The following is a 21,508-nucleotide window of genomic DNA, read 5'->3' on the forward strand; positions in this document are numbered from 1 at the left end:
ACTTAGAGGAAAATACTTAGAGGAAAATCGATTTATCTATAAGATTAGACGTTATTTTAGTTGAAAATGTAACGAAAAAAAACAGGCTTCCGTCAATGACGTCAGCCTGTATAAATTCAATAACATTTATAATACCTTGGCAATACATGCCATTCTATTGTTCTGTCAAAATAATAGGTCCATCCTCAGTTATCGCAAGCGTATGCTCGTATTGGGCTGACAATCCGCCGTCAACTGTTCTAGCGGTCCATCCGTCTTGATCAATTTTGCTGTGGTATTTCCCCGTATTCAGCATCGGCTCAATCGTTAGCACCATGCCGGCCTTTAATCGAGTTCCTCGATGGGGAGGTCCGTAATGCGGCACCTGAGGCTCCTCATGCATTTCCTGCCCAATGCCGTGACCGATAAAATCTCTTACAACCGAAAAGCCTTGCGCTTCCGCGAATGCTTGAATCGCATGCGAAATATCACCGATTCGATTACCGACTACAGCCTGCTCAATTCCCTTGTAGAGGGACTCCTTCGTTACATCGAGCAGCTTCTGCGAAGCTTCAGATACGCTGCCTACTGCATAAGACCATGCTGAATCTGCAAGCCAGCCGTCCAAATTAACGACCATATCAACGGTAACGATATCACCTTCAGCCAGCACTGTTTTACTCGGAAAGCCATGGCAAATCACATCGTTAACCGAGGTACAGGTTGCAAATGGATACCCATGATATCCTTTTTGCTCCGGTATCGCTCCATTATTTTGTATAAAGTTTTCGGCAAATTGATCGATTTCGAGCGTCGTAATTCCAGGCCGGATGAATGTGCGCAGCTCGCGATGGCATGCAGCTAAAATTTCGCCCGCTTTTTTCATTTTCATGATTTCTTCATTTGTCTTGATTACAATCATTCCAATCACCCAATCCTTTACTCCAATGACATAACAGCCTGAAGTATTTTATTCTATATAACAGCATGTGATATTAAGAATAACTCAAACAGCCGCAAAAATATATCCAGCGAGCTTGAGCGCTTTATCCCTATCCAGCGTCATTGAAACGCCAGGTTGTCAGTATTAATTATTACTCCCGTTACGCATTCGTATCTTTGATGAGCTCTTTCTTCCAAAAATTAATGACCGTATGGTCTGATAATTCCATAGAAGCCCATGATCCCTTCGACTTAAAGCCCTGCTTATCCATCATTCTTACGGTGTTCTCTATTTCTGCATTACTCACTCTCAGCTCTATCGACACCGCGTTTTTCACGATCATATTCCACTCACTGATTTGTTCAGCCGTATATTCGGCATTAACCATTTTATTCTCATCCTCTCAAATTGTCGCTTGCAAAGATCAATAAAAATAATCGGATATGATTTTGCCCTAAGACTTCAATTTATATCCTTAAAATAGAAATAAAAAAGCCCTTAATGGGCTTTTTTGACATGCAGTCTTGTATTTAAATTGAAAACTTATTGACCGTAAACAACCTCGCCAGGCCATTGAAGCATTCCGCCGGTTACGTTGACGACTTTATAGCCCTGATTATGTAGGAAGTCACATGCTTTGCCGCTGCGTCCCCCGCTTCTGCAAATCAGAACAATGTCCTGCTCGCCCTGTTGAAGCTCGTTGATTCGCTCTTGAAGCTCAGACAATGGAATGCTGCGTGCTTCCTTGATATGGCCTTCTTGCCATTCGTCAGGCTCACGAACATCAACTAGATTTAATTTTTTGCCTTCTTTCAGCTGGATGTCAAGCTCAGCTGCCGTCATTTCTGGATACATAGTACTCATCCCTTCAAGCGATGCTTAGTGTTTAATTGTATACAAGCATTGTATCGCGTAGGCATCTGCATGTCTATCTTGGCCGCTTTTACCGCCGATTTTTGTTTTTCGCGGCTAATAAACGATTGATCGTAGCATCCTTTGCCGCTTCACTTGTTATCGCTGAAGGACTCTTTACCGATTTTTCCGGAATGACTTCTTTCCCGGTTGAAGGAGCAGGCTCGCTTCTCGGCACTGGTCTCGACTCCGCTGAATTCTGCCTGCTGCCGCTCCCATAAAAACGATTGGCTTCCGTCTTGCGTTCCTTCAGTCTGGATACAGCGCTATACGATGCTGATCTCTCCCCAGTCATTTTTGTTTCCTTTAACACAGAATAAGTTTTAACATGAAAAGGGCGTTTGATCAACGAAATCATTCGTTCCCATGGAATGGATAGTCTTCGAACCGCTATATCGAGCAGCCATAACAATAAAGCTGAAATAAGCAGCGCACGTGTCCAATCATAGATCTGTTTCGAAGGCAAAGGATTAAATTGATAAGCCTGCTCCGGTTCAGAGAGATCGATTATCCTTCCCCCCGTCGTTGCGGCGATTTGCTCCAAAAGTGCGGGTCCATCCTCATTCGCTATACGGTACTCAGGCGAGTAGGGAATAACAAAGCCAGCCGTGCTCCCGTTTTGGATGGAGGAATCATCCGACTTTTGTCCAATTTGCGCTAGATATACGCCTGGCTCTGATACGTTAAGCTTAGCTTCGTACTCACCCGGCGCCACAGGCATCAGTCGTTTTTTTTCATGGTTGCCCTCTTGATCTTGAATTCCCGCGGATAGACCGCTGTCGGCAATGTCGCCTTCAGCAAGCGATCGAACGCTTAGCTTTGCTTCATTTCCGGTCATTTGTGTGGAAATGGAATAAGGCGCGCGCTCAAATTGCGGGAACGTCCATTTTACCCAATCCACGAATACGCTTGGCAGCTCCGGCCACTGCACCCACTGGCTGGACCATTTTCCCATCAAATCGCTCGTCCAAGCTACTGTTCTGCCTGATCCGTATGGCCAGCGGGCGAGCAGCGGATCGCCATCTGGCGTCCATAGCGCAATCTCCGCTGTTTCTTTTGGGGAAGTTGCGATATACGCGTTAATGGCAGGCAATCCATTCCGCCAATGCGATGACCAATCGCCTGCTTGCCCGATACTGGGCGTAAAGGTTTGCTCTACGATATAGGTTCTAGACATCATAACGGTCTCACGGCTAAATATAGCCGGCAGCGTACTTTGATCTTTTGTAAAATAGTAACGTCCCTTAGCGTCATCAGCCAGCCGTTTAAGCAGCTGTTGATCCGCCCCGTCCCCTACCGCAACGGTGGATAGCGTCATATTCTCCTCATTCATTGCATCCGTGATCGCTTTGTAATTGGCTGTTGTTGAGGATTGGCCGTCAGTCAGCATAATCATATGTTTACGCTGAGCATCAAGCTCCTTTAAACCTTCATAGCCTGCGCGCAGCGCAGTAAATATTTCAGTGCCGCCCTCAGGCTGTATGCCTTTAATTTTTGTAAGGATTGCTTCCCGATCCTTAAGCTGAGTCGGCTCCACAACCCACCAAGGGGAAGAGTCGAATGCAACCACGCCTACGGTATCCGTGTCGCGCAGCAGCTCAATCGTCCGCATGGCGGCTTCCTTCGCAAGCTCCAGCTTCCCGCCTGACATGCTTCCGGAACGGTCAATAACTAGGACGAGTCCGAGTGATGGAATTTGTTTCTTGCCTTGCAGATCCATATGTACTGGAAGCGCCCGCTCGATTGGTGTTTTGAAATAGCCCCCAAGACCAAAGCTTTCATCGCCGCCGAGCATCATAAGTCCAACGCCGTAGTCGCTTACTGCCTTCGCCATCCATTGCATTGGTTTCTCGGCAATGCGCGTTGCAGATACATTGTTMAATATAATGCTGTCATAAGCTGCATATTCGGCTAGCTCCACCGATAATTGCTCAGGGATGATCGTTTCAAAGCGAATCAACGATGCTTGAAGCGCCGCTTCAATGTTTGCGGATGAACCGCGAACCCCTTCCACGATCAATACGGCAGGCGGTCCGTTTACTCGGCTAAAGGCATGTGCCGTATTATTGGCCTGCTGTTCATCGCCAGAAACAAAAATTTCAGCTCTGAAGCGGTGAAAACCTGGTTCAGCCGCGAGACTTTGCAATGCGATTCGGTTTTCTCCTTTTTCGAGCTGAATGTCGGAAACGGACAGCTCAGCATTATCAGCATAAAGACGCAGCTGGGCAGGTCCGGCAGTCGTACTATTGACTACAATTTCAAAGCTGAACGTCTCGCCTTGCTTTAGTGACGCAGGAACGTTCAATTCCTCAATCGAAGCATCCTTTACCGCTTCCGAATCCATTTGGACAACATCAACGGCAATGCCTGCATTTTTCAATAAACGGGCTTGTCTCCGTGCATCGCCCACATTTTCCGATCCGTCCGAAAGCAGCACGATACGGCCTCCGCCGTCCTTTTGAAGCATTGCTGCAGCAAGCTGCAGTCCTTGCGATAAATCCGTATATTGTTGATTTATATTTGCCCGGAACGAAAAGCTCTGTTCGTTCTCGAATAAGTGCTGCGTTAACGATCGTTCAACTGCGGCATTTAAACCAGAGGAAACAATGCCTCCGAAGTCCTCTTGCTCTTTGGAAGCCCAAGCTTCTTTAATCCATTCGCCCATACGCGTGTCTGCCCGCATGCTCGCAGATCTGTCTGCCAGAAATACTACCTTTCGCTGTTCCCTCTCGATAAAAGGCTGGATATTTGCCATTATGGCGATTAATAGCAAGAGAATAGTGGTTCGAGTGACGATAGATATGAGCTTGCGTCCGCCTCGCAGCCGCAGAGTCATTCGCGACATCCACCACACATAAAGAAGCAGAGGCAGAATGAGTGAGAGCGCCCAAGGGTTATTAGCTTGAAATCCCACGACGATATACCTCCCATTCCGCAGCCAATACAAGAAGCAGAAGAATTGCCGCATATAGCTGAAGCGATAGCTGCTGCTTTCTTATTGTTAGTTGATCTGGACTTGTCGTTTCTGTCGCATCCGAAAGCGCGGCTGCCTGATCCGACACTAGCTGCAGCTTTTCTTCCGAAGAAGCAAGGTTCATTAGCTCCGCTTGATCGGCTGTTACAGCTAATAATCGATCGCTGACAACCGCATTTTCTTTGTTCTTTTCGATTAGTCGATATAACCCCGGAATAGAAGGCGCTGGATACAGCCCTGCTGCATCGATTTCGAGCTCGTCAGATTTCTGTTGCCCTGCGGAAGTTCCTGAAGCAGCAAGTTCCACTGTATTCCATTCCGCATTCACGGTATCCGAGTGAAGTGAGAGCTCCACCTGTTGCCCCGCAATGGCCGAACCAAGCTCAAGCTGCAGCCCTCCGCTCATCCATTCCGCCGCTTGAACGATAAGGACGGGAAATTCTGGACGCAGCGGGAGATCCGTATCTTGAAAATTGAAGGTGAAACGAAGCCGCGGTTTTCCGTCATATGTCCCCGCATAAATAGCAGGAATTCCGCCGTAGCTGAGAACTGGTTCTCCCCATGCCAAATCAGTCGCAGAGGGCTGAGCAAGCCTGCCGATATGAGTGTCAGCAAAGGATAGATACGAAGTGACGGTATGCTCTTTTGTCACCACGCGATTATTTGCAGGCACTGCTGCATTCTTATCCGCTTGCTCTGGATGATCGATCATCCATACGGGTTTCGAATCGAGCAGCTTAGACCACTCTTGATCTGCAGCCAACCGTTCATTCAACCCGTCCCAAACAATCCAGTCGATTTTGTTTGCCTGCTCGCCTGTTGGTGCAGGGCTGTCAGGACTGATCTTAACGGTTTGCACGCCGGCAAGCTGGAGCGCTTTTTCTAGAAACAAGTTGCCATCCGTGATAAGCAGCGCTTGTTTTTTTCGAGGTATGGCCGGGAATTGATATGCCGTATTATCCGCTAAATAAATATCATCGGACTGCTTAATTTGTGCTTTATAGTATAACGCCTCAGGCAGCTCGCTCAATTCCACGCTTTCCCATTCTTCTGCCGGAATGGAAACAAGCGGTTCCGCGGCTAAAATCCGTTCTCCAGATGCAGTCACCGCGTACACCTCAAGCGTCAGCGATTTCTCCTGCCCGCCGTCATTCCGAAGGGTAACAACGCCACTCCCCTTACCGTTACTGCTTACAGACGATTTTATTCCAAAATATGCGATGGATAAATTATGGCTTGGCTCCGAATCATCCAAAACATTTAGTTCAGCCGAAGCTTGAAGCTTCAGCTTATTTGCCTCTAGGGCATCGGACCAATGTCCGTCCGTATAAATCACAATTTCCCCGGATGGGTCATCCAGCAGCAGGGAATCCGCAAGCGAAAGCGCAGCTGCTTGGTCAGACTTGCCGTAAAACGGTACGATGTCCCGCAGCTGCCGGATAATCTCTTCCTTATTGGTTTGCCGGTTGGCAAGCACTTCAGGCTGGGCGCCCGTCGCTACTAATGTGATCGGTCTGCTGCTCGTCTGCAGATCAATCCAGTGTTCGGCCTCCTTAATTGCTAATTCAAGCCGGGTAGCCGGTTCTGGGCTTGAGGCTTGATTGGCTGAGCTTAAGAATGACGCCATACTCGCAGAGCGGTCAATGAGCAGAACAGCATGTCCTGATGGCGCAGCCGGTCTCGTTAAAACAGGCTCCATTAAAGCGAGAACTAATATGATCGCTATCAACAGCTGCAAGAGCAGCAGCCAGCGGCTGCGAAGCTTCTGCCATGGCCGATTTGCTTTTTGTTCCTGAAGTACTCTTTTCCATAGCAAATGGCTTGAAATGATTTTATTTTCATAGGTTCGCTTTAATAAGTACATGGCAGCGATAGCTGGTAAGGCAGCTGCAAACCAAGCAGATGCAATGGACAAAAACTGCATCCATTCCCCTCCTCTCCGGTTAATTCATCATCGATTCTCAGCTATTTAGCACCTGCGAGGAAAGCAAGGTATGCCTGATTGTTTCTTCAAGCGAAATACTTGTATTCACAAAAACATAAACGGCGCCGCGTTCGGCGCAAATCCGTTTAAGCTCGCTCTGAAACGCTGCTACGGTTTCGCCATATTCCTTCAAAATCTTATGTCCGACGGCTACCTCTTTCCCTGTTCCAAGCTCGCTGTCGATCAGCTTTAGCTCGCCGCTAAGACCGGGGTGCAGTTCGTCTTCCGATAATACATGCAGCAGCACAACTCTTTGTCTCGCCGCAATTAACGATACGATGGTCTCTTCCACGCCGCTCTCAAACATTCCATCCGTCAACACCCATGCGGAACCCGAGCGTCTTGGCAATGCGGCTCTCGTACTAAAAGGTACAGCCAGATTGGAGAAATCAACCGCTGCTGCAACCGCCTTATTATCAACCTCGAGCTGCCGCATCGCTTCAGCAAGAAATTGAAACAGCTTTGGAGAAGAAGCGCGGCCATGAAGAGGCTGCAGCTCATTGATTATCCGGTCACGAAATAATCGAATCGAGATACGGTCATCGCCGCTTAGCGCCACATAGCCTAGACAAGCAGCGAGCCTTAAAGCATACTGCAGCTTATTCACGCTGTCTTCCCCAAAATCCATAGAGCGCGATGCGTCAATGTATAGACTAACTTGAAGCTCCTGTTCATCCCAATATTGCCGTAAAAATGCTTTTCCCGTGCGGCCGTAAACATTCCAGTCGATTCTTCTAACATCATCGCCAGGCGAATAAGGACGGTAATCCGCAAATTCCTGCGAGCCACCGAGCGTGCTTGATCGCCTTTTGCCCGCCAGCATCCCTTTAATCCGGTTGCCTGCACGTATGCTCATACGATCGAGCTCGGAAAGCAGGGAAAGATTCGGAAACAATAGTTGGAGCGCTTCCTGCGCCGTTACGGTATCCATCCCTGAAAATAAAGCATGCTCACCATTCTCAGCAGCCTTGTCCCCGTTCATCGTTCCGCCTCGATAGCCGATAATATAGATTCCGTCATTCGATCACTCGTTAATCCCATTGCCTGCGCTTCATAACTAAGCACAATGCGATGGCGCAGCACTGGCAATGCCGTCTGCCGGATATCATTCCACGAAATATGCAGCCTGCCGGAGGCTAAAGCCCTGACCTTACTAACAGCGATGATCGCTTGAAGAGCACGCGGTCCTGCACCGAAACGAACATATCTTTTGACATCGCTTGGCGCATCCGGCTCATGCGGATGCGACATCATCACAGCCTTAACGGCAAAATCCAGCACATCCTCCGCAACAAGAATCTGTTTGGCTGCTGCCTGGAGGTCTGTCAGTTCTCCGGACGACATGACGACAGAGGCCTGGGGCTGCACGGCGGAAGTCGTACGCAGCACGATTTGCTTTAGCTCATCGCGAGTTGGAAAATCGACACCGATCTTTAATAAAAAACGGTCAAGCTGCGCTTCAGGCAGCGGGTAAGTCCCTTCTTGCTCAATCGGATTTTGAGTTGCCAATACGAAAAAAGGCTTCGGTAAGCGATGCGTCTCTCCGCCTGCCGTTACCGTACCTTCCTGCATCGCTTCCAGCAAGGCGCTTTGCGTCTTCGGCGTCGCACGATTAATTTCATCTGCGAGCACAAGGTTCCCGAATATAGGCCCCGGCTGGAAACGGTGAGCTGCGCTTCCCTGTGCGCCGAAGTCAATCAACGTTGTACCTGTAATATCCGAGGGCATCAGATCAGGTGTAAATTGAATCCTGGAAAATTGTAAAGCAATGCTGTCTGCGATCGTCCGTACGAGCATCGTTTTACCTAAGCCGGGAATGCCCTCCAGCAGTGCATGACCGCCTGCAAGCAAGCACCAAAGCAGCTGCTCCACTACGGTATGTTGACCGACGATTACCCGTCCGATTTCCTCCTTAAGTACGGCGATCCTCGCCGCAGCTTCTTCTAATTGCGCTTTCGATTCAATCATCTCGGATCACCTCCATTATCGGTTTGGTTGTATTTGGTCAAAATATTCCTTCACTTTTTCCTGCATGCTGTCAGGAAGCTGAGAACGGCCAAGAGATTCCTTGGCTTCCGTGGCATAATCGTTATAAACATCCTCATACGGCCTCGTCATGCCGTCAATCATCGGTGATTGACCGCCTTTCTCCGTCTGACCGCCCGTGGAGGGGCCTCCATCCTGCTGCACATTGCCGGAGCCTTGCATATTCCGCGGCGTCGTGATCAGGTTCCTGCCGCCCATTCCCGTTCCCGCGCCCGATCCTGAACCAGATCCGGACCCTGAGCCAGATCCAGATCCAGATCCAGATCCAGACCCAGTTCCAGAACCAGTGCCAGAACCAGATCCAGACCCAGACCCAGAGCCAGAACCAGAACCAGAACCAGAACCAGAACCAGAACCGGAGCCAGAACCAGAGCCGGTGCTTGGATTACTACCCGCTCCAGAGTTGGGATCGGAGGCTGCTCCTGAAGGCGATCCGGCATTTGAGCCTGAGGAAGTGCCAGCCGCGCCACCCGTACCTGCGGCTCCGCCTGCTCCGGCAACGCCGCTCCATCCCGGCGGCACCGTACCGCCCTGCGCAGCCAGCTGCTCTGCCAGCTGCTGCCCGCTTTGCCCAAGCTGGCCCGACATGGACCGGGCCAGCTGCTCCAGCTCGCCCTGCGACAATTCGCGGGCGAGCGCTTCCTCCAGAGCGGCGAGCGCATCGCCGTCGCTCTCGCCTTTAGAGGCGGCTTCGCCGCCAGCGTCGCGTGCCTGCTGCGCCGCCTTTTCAAGCGCCGCGGCAAGCTCTGCGGCGCCCTGCTCCTGCGGCTGCTCCGCCGCCAGCCGCTCAAGTGCTTCCGCCAGCGCTTCACGCTGCTCTGGCGACAATCTTTGCAGCTGCGATCGCATATCGCCGATCGCTTGCTGCATGCCTGCGGCGTCCCGGTCCTGCAAAGCTTGACCGAGCTGCCGCAAGCTAGGCTCCATGCTCATCGCATCCGCCGCAGTTTCCATCCGCTTTGCGGCTTGCTGCGCCGCCTCCGCGGTTTGTTCCAGCTCGCTTATCGCATCCTCCAGCTGCTCCAGCGCTTCAGCCCCGTCGCCGCTCAGCGCATCGAGCTTGCTTCGCAGCTCCTCCAGCGGCTGCATCAGCTCCTGCTTCGCTTCCTCCGGTAACTCCGCTGCTTCAACCAGCTCGGCCAGCTCATCCGCCTCGCGCTCCAGCGCATCCAGGCGTTCCTTCGCCTGAGCAAGCGCCTCCGCCCGCCCATCAAGCGGATTAGGCATGACGAGCAGCGCAGCCGTCACAACCCATATAGCTGCTGCGCCATAAACGAGTGACCGCCAGCTGCGCCATGGCGGCCATGGCAAGCTTACGCGCAGCGCGCTCACAAACCGTTCGGCTGCCAGCGTCGCCTCTTCGCGCTGCAGCTTAACGATCGGCTGCTCATGAATATCCTCGCGCAGCAAACCGTCCAATGCGGTCGAAATCGCATCCTCTGTTTCTTGCCGATCCATTACACGAGCGGCTTCCCTTAAAGAAGCGCGCCTCCAAACACCCGCTCCTGCCCCTAAAGCCATGCCAGCGAAGACCAAAACTACAGCTAGAGGCCGTGCGAGCAATATGGGCCACAGTCTGCTTGCCCCTAGCACCAACAGCCCTGCAACACTGCCATATAGCAGACCCAGCAGCGTATAACGAATCACAGCAAACAAAGTCAATCTCGTTCTAACGGGCCGCAGCAGCTCAATCAATGTTTTTTTCTGCATTAGCGCTTCCTCCTAAAAGTTTTGCAACTCAATTAGGCTATGCCAAATTGGTCTGCAAAACTTAACTTCGTAAGCATAATTTGCAACTTAGTTAGGCTATGCCTAATTAGTTTGCAAAACTTAACTTCGTAAGCATAAATTGCAACTTAAATTAGGCTATGCCTAATTAGTTTGCAAAACTTAACTTCGTTAGCATAAATAATTGCAGCTTAATGAAGCATAGCTGATTATTTCTTCAAGCGAGGACGCAGGCTGCGAATACCTAGCCACAACGCCACGGCAGATAATACCGTATAAATAATCATAAATTCCTTCCACAGTGCAAATGGTTCTTTCTGACCGGTCGGGGGGCTCCTAAATGCAGAATAGGCTTGCCCGGTAATTGACGGATCAAGAATACTATATAACGCCGCAACAGGATTCCATGCAAGAATATGGCCCATCCAGCTGTAATTGTTCAAACTGGATTGCGGCACACGATCCATCGTGCCGACCATTACAAAAAACACTAGCGCCGTCCCGCCAAAAATAAACAACGTAACGCCGTATGTGACAATGACTGAAATCATCGTTCGTTTAAACAGCGAGGAAAACAAAATGCCAAAAGAGCCGAGCACCAGCATAATGAACACATAAAATAAAAAAACGAGTACAAGCTGCTTAGGCGAGATGCCGCCGTACAAAAAAACCATGCTGTATACTGGAATGGTACTCAGAACAATCAGCACCATAAAGCTAAGGGATGAAACAAGCTTGCTCAGCACGATCGTAGCAGAGCTCTGCTGCGTTGTCAGCAGCAAGTTAAGCGTTTGCTTCTCCCGCTCCCCGCTAATGACCCCTGCGGTCAAGCCCGGTGCCATGAACGCAATCAATCCGAGCTGTGCCATACTCAAAAAATAAAATAACAGCTTGCTCTGCTCCGGATTAAAGGACTGACCGCCACCTCTATTCACTTCCATTAAATAAATAGCGCTTAAAGCCATCAAGCCGATGGCAAATAAATAGAAAAACAGCGTCCACATTGCCCGAGGCGTTCGCATTCTTAATTTGAATTCTTTATTTAAAACCGGATTAATCAGCTTATTTCGCCAGTTTGCTCTGGCATGCCTTGCAGCGATTTGCTCCTTCATTCGAGTCCGTCGCCTCCCTTCGTTATTTCCAAAAATACATCCTCAAGATTGGTTTGCGCTTCGCTGAATGAAATGAGCTGAAACCCTGCCGCGACTAGTTCGTGCAGAAGCTCTGACTGCTCGGCATCCTGACCGCCAAAATGGATTTGTATGCCTCGTTCATCCCGCAAAATCCGGTTTACGTAAGGCCGTTCACGCAAGAAAACTTCCGCTTCTGCTTCACGATCAAGCAGCCTGATATGAAGGAATCTCTTTACGCGCAAACGGTTTTGTATATCCGACACGTTTCCAATCGCTATCATTTGCCCATGTTCGATTACGCCGATTTCATCTACCATTTCGGCAAGCTCAGGTAAAATATGCGATGAGATAATGATCGTTTTGCCCATCGATTTAAGTTCTCGGAGAATTTCCCGCATCTCGATACGCGCACGGGGATCAAGGCCTGAGGCAGGCTCATCAAGGATGAGCAGCTCAGGATCATGGACAAGGCACCTAGCCAAGCAAAGCCGCTGCTTCATTCCGCGAGAGAGTGTGTCCACATAAGCATCTTTTTTATCGCTTAGATTGACCAGCTCCAACAGCTGAGGTATAAGCTGCTCCCGCTCCGCCTTCGGAATCCCGTAGCTGGCTCCATAGAAATGCAAATATTCTTCCGTTTTGAATTGATCATACACGCCAAAAAAATCCGGCATGTAACCAATTCGCTTCCGCACTTCATCTGGATACTTAGTCACATCAAAGCCATCTACCTTTGCCGTGCCGGAGGTAGGAATCATCAGCGTGGCCAAAATGGACATCGTCGTGGATTTCCCTGCTCCGTTCGGTCCAACAAAACCGAATACCGTACCTTTCGGAATGGTTAAATCAATCGATTTCAACGCTTGAAAGCTACCAAATGTTTTGGTGAGCTGCCTAATTTCTATCATGGGTACATCAATCCGCACATCGGATTGCTGATTGGAGCCATTTTCCTCAACTGCGGGTTTTATCACTTCTACATTAATAATTTCGACGTCGTTGTTTTTGCTCATTGCTATTGCACCTCTCCTTCCATTGCGATCAATGGCAGGTTCATATCGATGGACCCTGCTGCCGTAACCTTCATGCGAAGAATTTCGTTATCAATCAGATACTCGCCCGGGGCAGCGATTGCATCTTTTATTTCCGTCCATTTTCCCGTTTTATCATTCCAAGCCGCAACGGTCATAATGGTATTAGGTATTCCGTTATTAAAAATGATATCTAACTTGTCATACCTGACGTGTCCCGAATTAGGAAGCTGGTATTCAAATATAAGCTCTCCGTCACTCATGGAATAGGTGCCATTTCCGTAATTTTCTAATCGTTGCATGCTATTTTGCTTAATAATTGGATTAACGAGACCTGCCGGTACAATGGCGCGATTCCCGTCGACAAATGACGGTTCAAGCTTCTGGGTCCAGAGCTTCAAATTATCTGACCTTACGTTTTTACCGTTCACCTTGTAACTCTGATCATGGTCAATGCTGAAGCCCACGATAACTGGGCTCGGTGCCAAAATCCCGCCGTTATTGCGATTCACGTAATTGTCCACAAGCTGACGTTGACGATAGAAATCATCCTTCGTGCGATTTGATGGGTATGGAAAAATTTTGTCTCCATAAGAATAATAGCCGGAAAAACTGCCGATGCCATTCTTTATTATCGTTTTTCCGCTTTCACCTTTCTTCAAGTCGCCGAAAAGCAAGGATTGTCCGTTAATAAGGAGTGCCACATGCGTGAGATCGGTCGAAGTATCGTTTTTTGCCGTTACTTCGATTTCATTCTTCGACTGCTTATAAGCTAACGTCAGCTGTCCTGGCTCGCTGTCCATCATGCGCCGTTCCAACCAAACCTTTCGGGTTGACCAATAAGGAACAGAACGCCAGATCATCGATGTTCCGTCATTCTCCATGATGACCTGTTCTTTTCCGTCAAGCGCAAGCGCAGCGTTCTGGAAGTTTGCTGAATACGTTTTGATATTTACTTTTTCATCGAATTCTGCTTTTACCGTGCCGCCAGTGGGCATAAATACCGCTGTTGCGCCCGAACGCACTGCCTCTCCCCGTCCGGTGAGCTCGATAATCTCAATGCTATGGGAAGATATATTTCTTTTATCTTCTGCGCCGAAGAAAAATATGGCGATTCCTGTGATCACCGAAAGAGTCGGAATAAGCCACCAAGACCATTCTCTGCAATCTGCTTTTACTAAAATCAGATAGAGCACAGGAGCAACAATAATCATATAACCTACGAACATCAACAGCAGCAACGTGAAATTGGGTGGTTTAATCGATGGAAATTGATCAATCAAATTATTCATGTTCCAATACATCTCATTTGAGACATTGATCGATCCCGGTTGAATCGGAGTTAGCGTTTTTTGAAGCATACTTGCCCAGAGCACCGCGCTCCCAGACCAAGTAGACATCGGCTGTAGCGATGGATCAAAAGCGACATAAATTACGCTGCCGAATCCGATCATGCGAGACACTGCGAGCGGCAAGCCGTTTTCAGCAAGCACCGCTTTTCCATCCGTTATGGTGCCAGTCGAGACGGTCATTGGAGAATCCAGCTTTAACGCGGCTCCGCCTGCGTTGACAAGCGATGAAACGCTCGATAACTTCGTAGTCCCCATCGCCTCGAGAGGAGTAATTTGTTTGAAGCCTTCTGCAGTTTTGCTGTAACCTACTCCTCCGGACAACACGAGCGTTCCGCCCAGCCGGACCCAATCTTGTATCGCTTTTATCTTATGCTCGTCCCAGCTTGCCGTTGCCATGTCATTAATGACGAGCGTATCGATCGTATTCAATAACACGGGATCTGTCGGCAATTCCTTTTCTTCTATCGGAATAACGGCGATATCAAAGCCCCTTTGGTTTAAAGACGGCATGAAATTCAACGTATCCGGATCACGAGAAATGACGCCAATCGTATTTGTGTTTGTCGTCCTCGCATTTATAAAGTCATTACCGATAATCGGAACGGTCTTGCCAGATTTGAATGAGTCCTTAAAAAATCGGATTTGGTTGTTGTTTTGATTAAGCAATTCGCCTGGAATGGATGCCGTTAATTCAATAGCAGTCCCCTTGGGAAGCACGGCAGGTATGACGATATCGCTAGAGGTTTGTGTGTTAGCAATAAGATAAGAAATGACAAGCTCGCCTTTCAAATCCGCATCCGTCGTATTTGTTAATGTAAATCTTGCCGGATACCATTCATTTTGCTTCATGTTTCCTTGATAGCCTACACTGGCATTCAACAAAATCCCGCTCTCTTCAGGAGCGGCTTGTACTTGACCAGTCACTCCCAATAAAGCGGCAATCATGCTGAATAAGACCGTAAATATGACGGCCCGGTTTCCTTTTCTCAAAAATCGATTCACTTTCCGACCCCTCTCTTTACTCGTCATTCAATTTATGTACATCCTTATTTTAACGGTTTTTACAATCAAAAGGTTGCAAAAATTCCCAAATTTGCAAATTGAGCAAAAAAAAAGCGACAGTACCGATTGCATAAGAAAAACTTATGCTAACCTGAACACTGTCGCTTTTAATTCTATGATTTTCCTTATAAACGAACGGCCGTCCCGCTAACGGCGACCATCAGCATGCCTTCACGAACGACCTCATAGTCGATATCGATTGCAACGATCGCATTTGCTCCAAGCCTTGCCGCTTGGTTTTTCATCTCATCAATCGCTACATCGCGTGCTTCCTTTAGTTTACTCTCATATGCGCCCGAACGTCCTCCGACAATATCCGTTATCGATGCAAAGAAGTCGCGTACGACGTTTGCACCCATAATCGCTTCACCGGTAACGACTCCTACATAATCCTGAATAGGACGGCCTTCAATGGTTGGCGTTGTCGTAATTAGCATGCTTAAGCTCCTCTCGCTTCTCTAGAAGCGTTTCTTATTGTTTTGCTTCTATTACGATGAAGCCTGGCTAAATGTTTCAATTAATTGGAAGGAAGCTCTACCAGCTTGAGCTGCAAAAGCTCATCTGAACCAATTTGAATCGTCATCCGGACCCTGACCCCAAATTCTCTGGCATCCTTACGCAGCCAAAGCACAAAGCTCTCCTCGGCTTGTTCATCAGACAAAACTTTTCTGCCTTCATATTTATAGTCAATAATCGAGGCATCGCGATAAGTCTTTGACGTTTCCTCGATTGCAATCCTCCCCCACTTTGCGTAAGAAGGCTCTGAATATATTGCTGTTTCGCCCGATGAAGTCACCTCAGAATGAGCTAGGCTGAGCAAAACAAAGACAGCCTTCATTACGATATGACGCAGCATTTTACCACCACCTGTCAATAGAAAAAAGATAGGCTTAGGTTCACCAACTTTGAATCGTCCTATTCGCTTTTGCAAAAGCATCCAGCAGAAGATTACTCTGCTCTAGATGATTATCAAACGAAGTAAGAGAAAAAAGAAGACTGCCTTCAGGTTTTTACCTAAAGACAGCCTTCTGCGTTTCAAATGCAATCCGTGACTTTATTAGCCCTCTTCAACCGCACGGTACTTCCGCTTGCGATTCAAGAATTCATACACGACAGGAACAATAATGAGCGTAAGCAAGGTGGAGCTTGTTAGTCCCCCAATTACGGTAACTGCCATCCCTTTCGAAATCAAACCGCCGGATTCAAAACCGAATGCAAGCGGGAGAAGGGCGCCAACCGTAGCAATCGCCGTCATCAAGATCGGACGAAGTCGAGTGCCCGCCGCTTCGATAAGAGATTCGCGAATGGAAAGTCCTTCTTTTTCCTTTTGGATCACGCGGTCAACAAGGACAATCGCATTCGTGACGACAATACCGATCAGCATAAGCGCTCCAATCATAGCCGTTACGCTAAGTGTTTCACCTGCGATAAGGAGACCCACCAATGCGCCAATTATTGTAAACGGCAAGGAGAACAAAATGGCAAATGGCGTTACTGCACCGCCAAAGGTAATGACAAGAACTAGATACACCACGGCAATGGCAGCGAGCATCGCAAGTCCGAGCTGAGTGAATGATTCATTAATTTGTTCGGTTACACCGCCCATGTCAATGTCAACACCTGCTGGGAGATCCGTCTCATCAATCATTTTCTGCAGCTCAGTTGATACTTTACCAACATCAGATGCGGTTACATCCGCGGATACTTCGGCATAAATGCGATCATCACGTCTTGTAATCGTATTAGGCGATTCGCCCTCTTCAATCGTTACCACATCTTTAAGCGAAACCTCAGTACCCATTTGCGAAGTCAATTTCACATTTTCAAGATCTGCTTTATTGCTGTAGGTTTTCGCTTCAACCTTCACATAAACGTTAAATTGCTCGCCATCCTTTTCGATGGTAGTCAGCACAGGACGCTCCCGTACGGGACTTAAAGCCATCGCAATTTGGCCTGCGGTTAAGCCGTTTTGGCTCAGTTTTTCTTGATTTGCAACGAGTCGGTATTGCTCATACGTTTCCGATAAGCTGGAATCGATGTTTTTCAAGTCTTTATTTTCAGCAAGCTTTTTAGTCAGATCATCCACAACAGGCTGGAGCGACTTCATATCCGGTCCATATACCAGCATGGATATACCTGATCCGCCTAGGCCGCCGCCTGAGAAGTCCTGCTGCTTCCACTCCCCTTCTCCGCCAAGTTCTTGAAGAAGCGGTACGATTTTTTCTTTTTCAGCCGTGAAATCCTCAAAATCTTCTTCATAGCTTAGGTTGAACAACGCTTGCTTTGAAGCGCCGGGACTAAACGGATTTTGTCCGCCTACTGCATACTGGACAACGGTAAGTCCTTCGCGACCCAGAAGCTGCTTTTCAGCATCAAGCGCCATTTTTTCAACCTGTTCGCGCGTTTCCCCAGGCGCAGGGTTATAAGAAACGACCATCATTTTCTGTTCATCGCCAGCTAAGAAGCTTGTGCCGATAACGGGAATGAGGAACAAGCTGCCGACTAAAAGGAGAACAGCCAAACCAAAAGCAATCGCTTTGTGGTCCAGTGACCAACGCAGCACGCCTTTATACCATTCAGCCAGACGACCCGGTTTATCATGATGCGCTTTGCCTGCCTTCATTCCTTTACGGAACATCATGTGTGCCAGCATAGGCACAACGGTAATCGCTACTAGCAAAGATGCAAGCAATGCGAATACGATGGTTAATGCGAATGGTAGAAATATTTCGCCGATCATGCCGGATACAAGTCCCAGTGGCAGGAATACCGCAATCGTTACGATTGTCGAAGCCAATATCGGCACGAACATTTCTTTAGTCGCATCAAGGATTAACTCCTTACCCTTCAGCTTCTCCGTAGGCAAAGCCATTCGTCGGTAAACGTTCTCGATGACGACGATGGAATCATCGATAACGCGTCCAATTGCAACGGTCATCGCTCCCAGCGTCATAATGTTAAGCGTAATATCCATCTGGCTTAATATTAACAGCGCGATAAGGATAGACAGCGGGATCGATACGACAGCAATAATCGTGGAGCGGATATCGCGTAAGAAAATCATGATAATAATGACAGCGAACAAAGCTCCGATGATGGCTTTGCTAAGCATAGTGTGAACGGAATCCTCGATCGGCTTGCCTTGATCAAGCGTCATTACAAACGATAGTCCTTCATTCTTGCTTTCAAGCTCTTTAATTTCCTCTTTTACGTTGTTGACGACATCAACCGTATTGGAGTCAGCGGATTTAACGATGTTTAATCCGATAGCTGCTTTGCCGTTCGTACGGGAAATCGACTCGGCTTTCCCGATTACGCTGATATCCGCAATATCGCTCAGCTTGATGCCCGGCATGATGATCATATTTTTCAAATCATCTTCGGTGGAAATATTGCCGTCAATGACGAGCGCTTTCTCAGAGTCACCGAACTCATAAATACCGAGCGGCACAGAGACGGCAGACGCTTGAATAATGCCCTTCACCATGTCCTCAGTCAAACCGGTTTGCTTCAGTTTATCCTGTTTAAAGGCAAGCTCGCCTTCCTTCACGTTCTGTCCGGAAATTTGTACGCTGGCTACACCTTCAATCCCTTGCAGACGCGGCAGAACATTATCCTGCACTTCCTTCGTAAGCTGCTCCAGATCCAATTTATCATTAGAGAGGCTTAGCGAAACAACTGGAAAAGCATTCAGACTGATACGGGATACCGCTGGATCTTGCGCACCATCCGGCAGCGACAGCTCAGACAGCGCGTTTTTCACTTCCGTCGCCGCTTTATCCATATCCGTCTCGTACGTATACTCAATAACGACCGATGATGCATTTTCATAAGACGTAGAGCTGATCACTTCAACGCCTTTCAGATTTCGCGTGCGCTGCTCAATCGGCTTCGTAATTTTGTCCATGATTTCTTCCGGCGCAGCTCCGGGAAAGACCGTTGTGACGCTGACGATCGGAACTGTAATGTCAGGCAGGGTTTCCATTTTCATATTCAAGCCTGAATAGAGTCCCGCAAATAAAACTAGCAGCGTCAAAATCCATAAAGCAAATTTGTTGTTAAGCGAAAAACGGATAATACTCTTCAATTTTCCCCACTCCTTATCATCTATCTATACTTTAAAACGATAACCGACTCCCCAAATCGTCTCGATATATTGGGGTTTTGACGGGTCATGCTCAATTTTTTCGCGCAGCCTCCGAATATGAACCGTTACCGTAGCTGCGTCTCCATTTGAATCCAAACCCCAAATTCGCTCGAAAAGCTCTTCTTTCTCAAACACGCGATTAGGATGGGAAGCGAGCAGCAGCAGCAATTCATATTCCTTGGATGTCAGCATCGCTTCCTGTTCATGAATCATGACTCTGCGCGACGGTTTATCAATAAACAAACCGCGAATACGAATATGCTCGGCCCGCTCCCCTTTATCCGCTGTCAAACGCTCGTAACGAGCCAAATGCGCTTTCACCCTTGCCACTAGCTCGCTCGGGCTGAATGGCTTCGTCATGTAGTCGTCCGCACCTAAACCAAGTCCTCTAATCTTATCAATATCTTCTTTTTTCGCTGTTACCATAAGCACGGGAATATTAATGGATTGCCTAATTTGGCGGCAAATCTCGAAACCATCGACTTTTGGAAGCATGACATCCAAAATGATAAGGTCAAACTTTCCTTCCAATGCTTTCTGAAGTCCRATATCGCCTCTTCCTTCTATGTGAACGGAAAAGCCGTAGCTCTCCAAATAATCGCGTTCCAGCTCTGCAATGGCTTTCTCATCTTCTATGATTAGTATGCTCTTCATGATCATCCACCGTTTTAACGGTTGCTGATTTAGGAAGCTTTAAACAGAACCGGGCACCGCCATGCTCTGCATTTTCCGCCCAAACCGTACCGCCATGCCCTTCGATTATTTGTTTGACGATCGCAAGGCCAAGTCCGCTTCCGCCTGTTTCTAGATTGCGTGATTGTTCTGCGCGATAGAAACGATCGAATATAAATGGTAAATCATCCTCGTCAATCCCTGGACCGGAATCTTCGATCACAATTAAAACATGCTGCTCCTGCTCCATTAATTGAACCAAAATTTTCTTATTAGCAGGTTCGGTATGCTCACCCATGTATTTCACGCAATTGTTCAAAATGTTGGTCAGCACTCTACTCAGCTTATCCGGGTCAGCAGCAATGAAAAGCGGCTCTGCCTCTTGATTCGAATAAATCAATTCCATATCCGATTTCTCCAAATCAAACCGCTGCTCGTCCAAAAAATGCTCCATATAGCGGCGAATATCGATGACCTTGAAATCGAAAGCCACTGTTTGGAGATCAAGCTTCGAGAACAGGAACAGCTCGTCAATCAATTGATCCATGTCCGATGCTTTGCGGTAAATCGTTTCCATGTAACGGATCCGCTTCTCGTCGGTATTCGCAATACCGTCCATGATGCCTTCGACATAACCTTTAATTGCTGATATCGGTGTTTTTAAATCATGCGAAATATGCGATAACAGCATTTTTCGGTTTTCTTCATATTGAAGGCTCTGATCAATCGATTGCTTCAGTCTCACCCGCATATCCTCAAATGCAATGCTGAGCTGGCCAATCTCCCCCTTAGYTGTCGCCTCTACCTTATGAGAGAGGTCACCGTCTTTAATTTGAAGAGCTGCCGCTTCAAGCTTCTTGATCGGCCGTATTATGCTCCTTGATACGAAATAAGTGAGCAGCAGGCTGGTTAAGCCAATGAATGCCAGGCTGAATGCCGTTCCGACCGGCCTCCAATAAATAGGTACCGAATCATATCTTCTGAACAGCAGGGCTCTTCCCTTACCACCATCCGGATAAGTAAAATCAACGGCACTTGTTTCAAAACGAAACGAATTAAACGTCACGGTTGAAGGCGGTTGATCCAACAAATTCTGCCAATCCGCATGCGGTGCAGCCTCTTTCAAAAAAGGAGCTACTGATTTGATTTGTCCATCCCGAGATACAAGAAGTCCCGCCCACTGCTCGCCTAACCTCTCTTGAATTTCGGCTAGGTATTCCTGCTTCTCCAACTCGCCTGCATCATTTCGCAGCACATATGACAACTCGCCATACACGAGTGCTTGAAGATAAGGTTCTTTGTTTTCCTTTTCAAAATATTGCCGGACATCCTCAACCCCGCGAGCATAAAAAATGAATATCATGAAAGCACTCATTAATATGAGCGGCACGATCACCATCGCTATGTAGGACATGTATAGCTTTACTCGAATCGACAATTCCGATCACGCCTCGCTGATGCAATATTGTTGAATCTATGGTTTATCATAACGGCTATTTCTAAACGAACTTGAAACCAATTCTTACAAAATTATTACGTTTGATC

General features: G+C 48.0%; 16 protein-coding genes. All 16 read right to left on the bottom strand.

Annotated features, from left to right (window positions below):
- Nucleotides 1–154: 154 nt before the first annotated feature.
- Nucleotides 155–901, bottom strand: a complete 747-nt coding sequence (gene map, locus AC1DLI_RS13725) for a type I methionyl aminopeptidase (RefSeq protein ID WP_477605000.1) — start codon at nt 899–901, stop codon at nt 155–157.
- 181 nt (nt 902–1,082) lie between these two features.
- On the bottom strand, nt 1,083–1,310 hold the full coding sequence (locus AC1DLI_RS13730; RefSeq protein WP_477603434.1) for a hypothetical protein: 228 nt from the start codon (nt 1,308–1,310) through the stop codon (nt 1,083–1,085).
- Nucleotides 1,311–1,465: 155 nt separating this feature from the next.
- Nucleotides 1,466–1,777, bottom strand: a complete 312-nt coding sequence (locus AC1DLI_RS13735) for a rhodanese-like domain-containing protein (RefSeq protein ID WP_477603436.1) — start codon at nt 1,775–1,777, stop codon at nt 1,466–1,468.
- Nucleotides 1,778–1,865: 88 nt separating this feature from the next.
- On the bottom strand, nt 1,866–4,748 hold the full coding sequence (locus AC1DLI_RS13740; protein WP_477603438.1) for a VWA domain-containing protein: 2,883 nt from the start codon (nt 4,746–4,748) through the stop codon (nt 1,866–1,868).
- Nucleotides 4,732–6,732: a vWA domain-containing protein gene (locus AC1DLI_RS13745; protein ID WP_477603440.1), complete on the bottom strand. Its 2,001-nt coding sequence runs from the start codon at nt 6,730–6,732 to the stop codon at nt 4,732–4,734. Before AC1DLI_RS13745 ends, AC1DLI_RS13740 begins: the two co-directional genes overlap by 17 nt.
- A 37-nt stretch (nt 6,733–6,769) precedes the next feature.
- Entirely contained in the window at nt 6,770–7,774 is a 1,005-nt protein-coding gene (locus AC1DLI_RS13750) for a DUF58 domain-containing protein (protein WP_477603442.1), read from the bottom strand.
- Entirely contained in the window at nt 7,771–8,760 is a 990-nt protein-coding gene (locus AC1DLI_RS13755) for an AAA family ATPase (RefSeq protein ID WP_477603444.1), read from the bottom strand. The genes AC1DLI_RS13750 and AC1DLI_RS13755 overlap by 4 nt, the downstream gene beginning before the upstream one ends.
- 15 nt (nt 8,761–8,775) lie before the next feature.
- On the bottom strand, nt 8,776–10,548 hold the full coding sequence (locus AC1DLI_RS13760) for a hypothetical protein (RefSeq protein WP_477603446.1): 1,773 nt from the start codon (nt 10,546–10,548) through the stop codon (nt 8,776–8,778).
- A 227-nt stretch (nt 10,549–10,775) separates the two neighbouring features.
- Complete coding sequence (locus AC1DLI_RS13765; protein ID WP_477603448.1) at nt 10,776–11,678, bottom strand: ABC transporter permease; 903 nt, start codon at nt 11,676–11,678, stop codon at nt 10,776–10,778.
- Nucleotides 11,675–12,607 carry an ABC transporter ATP-binding protein gene (locus AC1DLI_RS13770; RefSeq protein ID WP_477605002.1) on the bottom strand — a complete coding sequence of 311 codons (933 nt, stop codon included), beginning with the start codon at nt 12,605–12,607 and terminating at the stop codon, nt 11,675–11,677. Before AC1DLI_RS13770 ends, AC1DLI_RS13765 begins: the two co-directional genes overlap by 4 nt.
- A gap of 107 nt (nt 12,608–12,714) precedes the next feature.
- On the bottom strand, nt 12,715–15,084 hold the full coding sequence (locus AC1DLI_RS13775) for a hypothetical protein (RefSeq protein WP_477603450.1): 2,370 nt from the start codon (nt 15,082–15,084) through the stop codon (nt 12,715–12,717).
- A gap of 185 nt (nt 15,085–15,269) precedes the next feature.
- The gene (locus AC1DLI_RS13780) at nt 15,270–15,581 is read right to left on the bottom strand and encodes a YbjQ family protein (protein ID WP_308996415.1); all 312 of its coding nucleotides are present in this window, start codon (nt 15,579–15,581) and stop codon (nt 15,270–15,272) included.
- An 80-nt stretch (nt 15,582–15,661) separates the two neighbouring features.
- A complete protein-coding gene (locus AC1DLI_RS13785; RefSeq protein WP_477603452.1) occupies nt 15,662–16,000 on the bottom strand; it encodes a DUF3889 domain-containing protein in 339 nt (112 codons plus the stop codon).
- A 201-nt stretch (nt 16,001–16,201) separates the two neighbouring features.
- The gene (locus AC1DLI_RS13790; protein ID WP_477603454.1) at nt 16,202–19,231 is read right to left on the bottom strand and encodes an efflux RND transporter permease subunit; all 3,030 of its coding nucleotides are present in this window, start codon (nt 19,229–19,231) and stop codon (nt 16,202–16,204) included.
- 24 nt (nt 19,232–19,255) lie between these two features.
- Entirely contained in the window at nt 19,256–19,945 is a 690-nt protein-coding gene (locus tag AC1DLI_RS13795; protein WP_477603456.1) for a response regulator transcription factor, read from the bottom strand.
- Complete coding sequence (locus AC1DLI_RS13800; RefSeq protein WP_477603458.1) at nt 19,917–21,401, bottom strand: sensor histidine kinase; 1,485 nt, start codon at nt 21,399–21,401, stop codon at nt 19,917–19,919. Before AC1DLI_RS13800 ends, AC1DLI_RS13795 begins: the two co-directional genes overlap by 29 nt.
- Nucleotides 21,402–21,508 lie beyond the last annotated feature (107 nt).

The sequence above is a fragment of the Paenibacillus sp. 01T443 genome (genome assembly GCF_056398325.1).

Bases quoted from the DNA above. Each gene is read 5' to 3' on its own strand.
- map (WP_477605000.1), bottom strand. From the start codon at position 901: ATGATTGTAATCAAGACAAATGAAGAAATCATGAAAATGAAAAAAGCG.
- AC1DLI_RS13730 (WP_477603434.1), bottom strand. From the start codon at position 1,310: ATGGTTAATGCCGAATATACGGCTGAACAAATCAGTGAGTGGAATATG.
- AC1DLI_RS13735 (WP_477603436.1), bottom strand. From the start codon at position 1,777: ATGTATCCAGAAATGACGGCAGCTGAGCTTGACATCCAGCTGAAAGAA.
- AC1DLI_RS13745 (WP_477603440.1), bottom strand. From the start codon at position 6,732: ATGCAGTTTTTGTCCATTGCATCTGCTTGGTTTGCAGCTGCCTTACCA.
- AC1DLI_RS13750 (WP_477603442.1), bottom strand. From the start codon at position 7,774: ATGAACGGGGACAAGGCTGCTGAGAATGGTGAGCATGCTTTATTTTCA.
- AC1DLI_RS13755 (WP_477603444.1), bottom strand. From the start codon at position 8,760: ATGATTGAATCGAAAGCGCAATTAGAAGAAGCTGCGGCGAGGATCGCC.
- AC1DLI_RS13760 (WP_477603446.1), bottom strand. From the start codon at position 10,548: ATGCAGAAAAAAACATTGATTGAGCTGCTGCGGCCCGTTAGAACGAGA.
- AC1DLI_RS13765 (WP_477603448.1), bottom strand. From the start codon at position 11,678: ATGAAGGAGCAAATCGCTGCAAGGCATGCCAGAGCAAACTGGCGAAAT.
- AC1DLI_RS13770 (WP_477605002.1), bottom strand. From the start codon at position 12,607: ATGATAGAAATTAGGCAGCTCACCAAAACATTTGGTAGCTTTCAAGCG.
- AC1DLI_RS13780 (WP_308996415.1), bottom strand. From the start codon at position 15,581: ATGCTAATTACGACAACGCCAACCATTGAAGGCCGTCCTATTCAGGAT.
- AC1DLI_RS13785 (WP_477603452.1), bottom strand. From the start codon at position 16,000: ATGCTGCGTCATATCGTAATGAAGGCTGTCTTTGTTTTGCTCAGCCTA.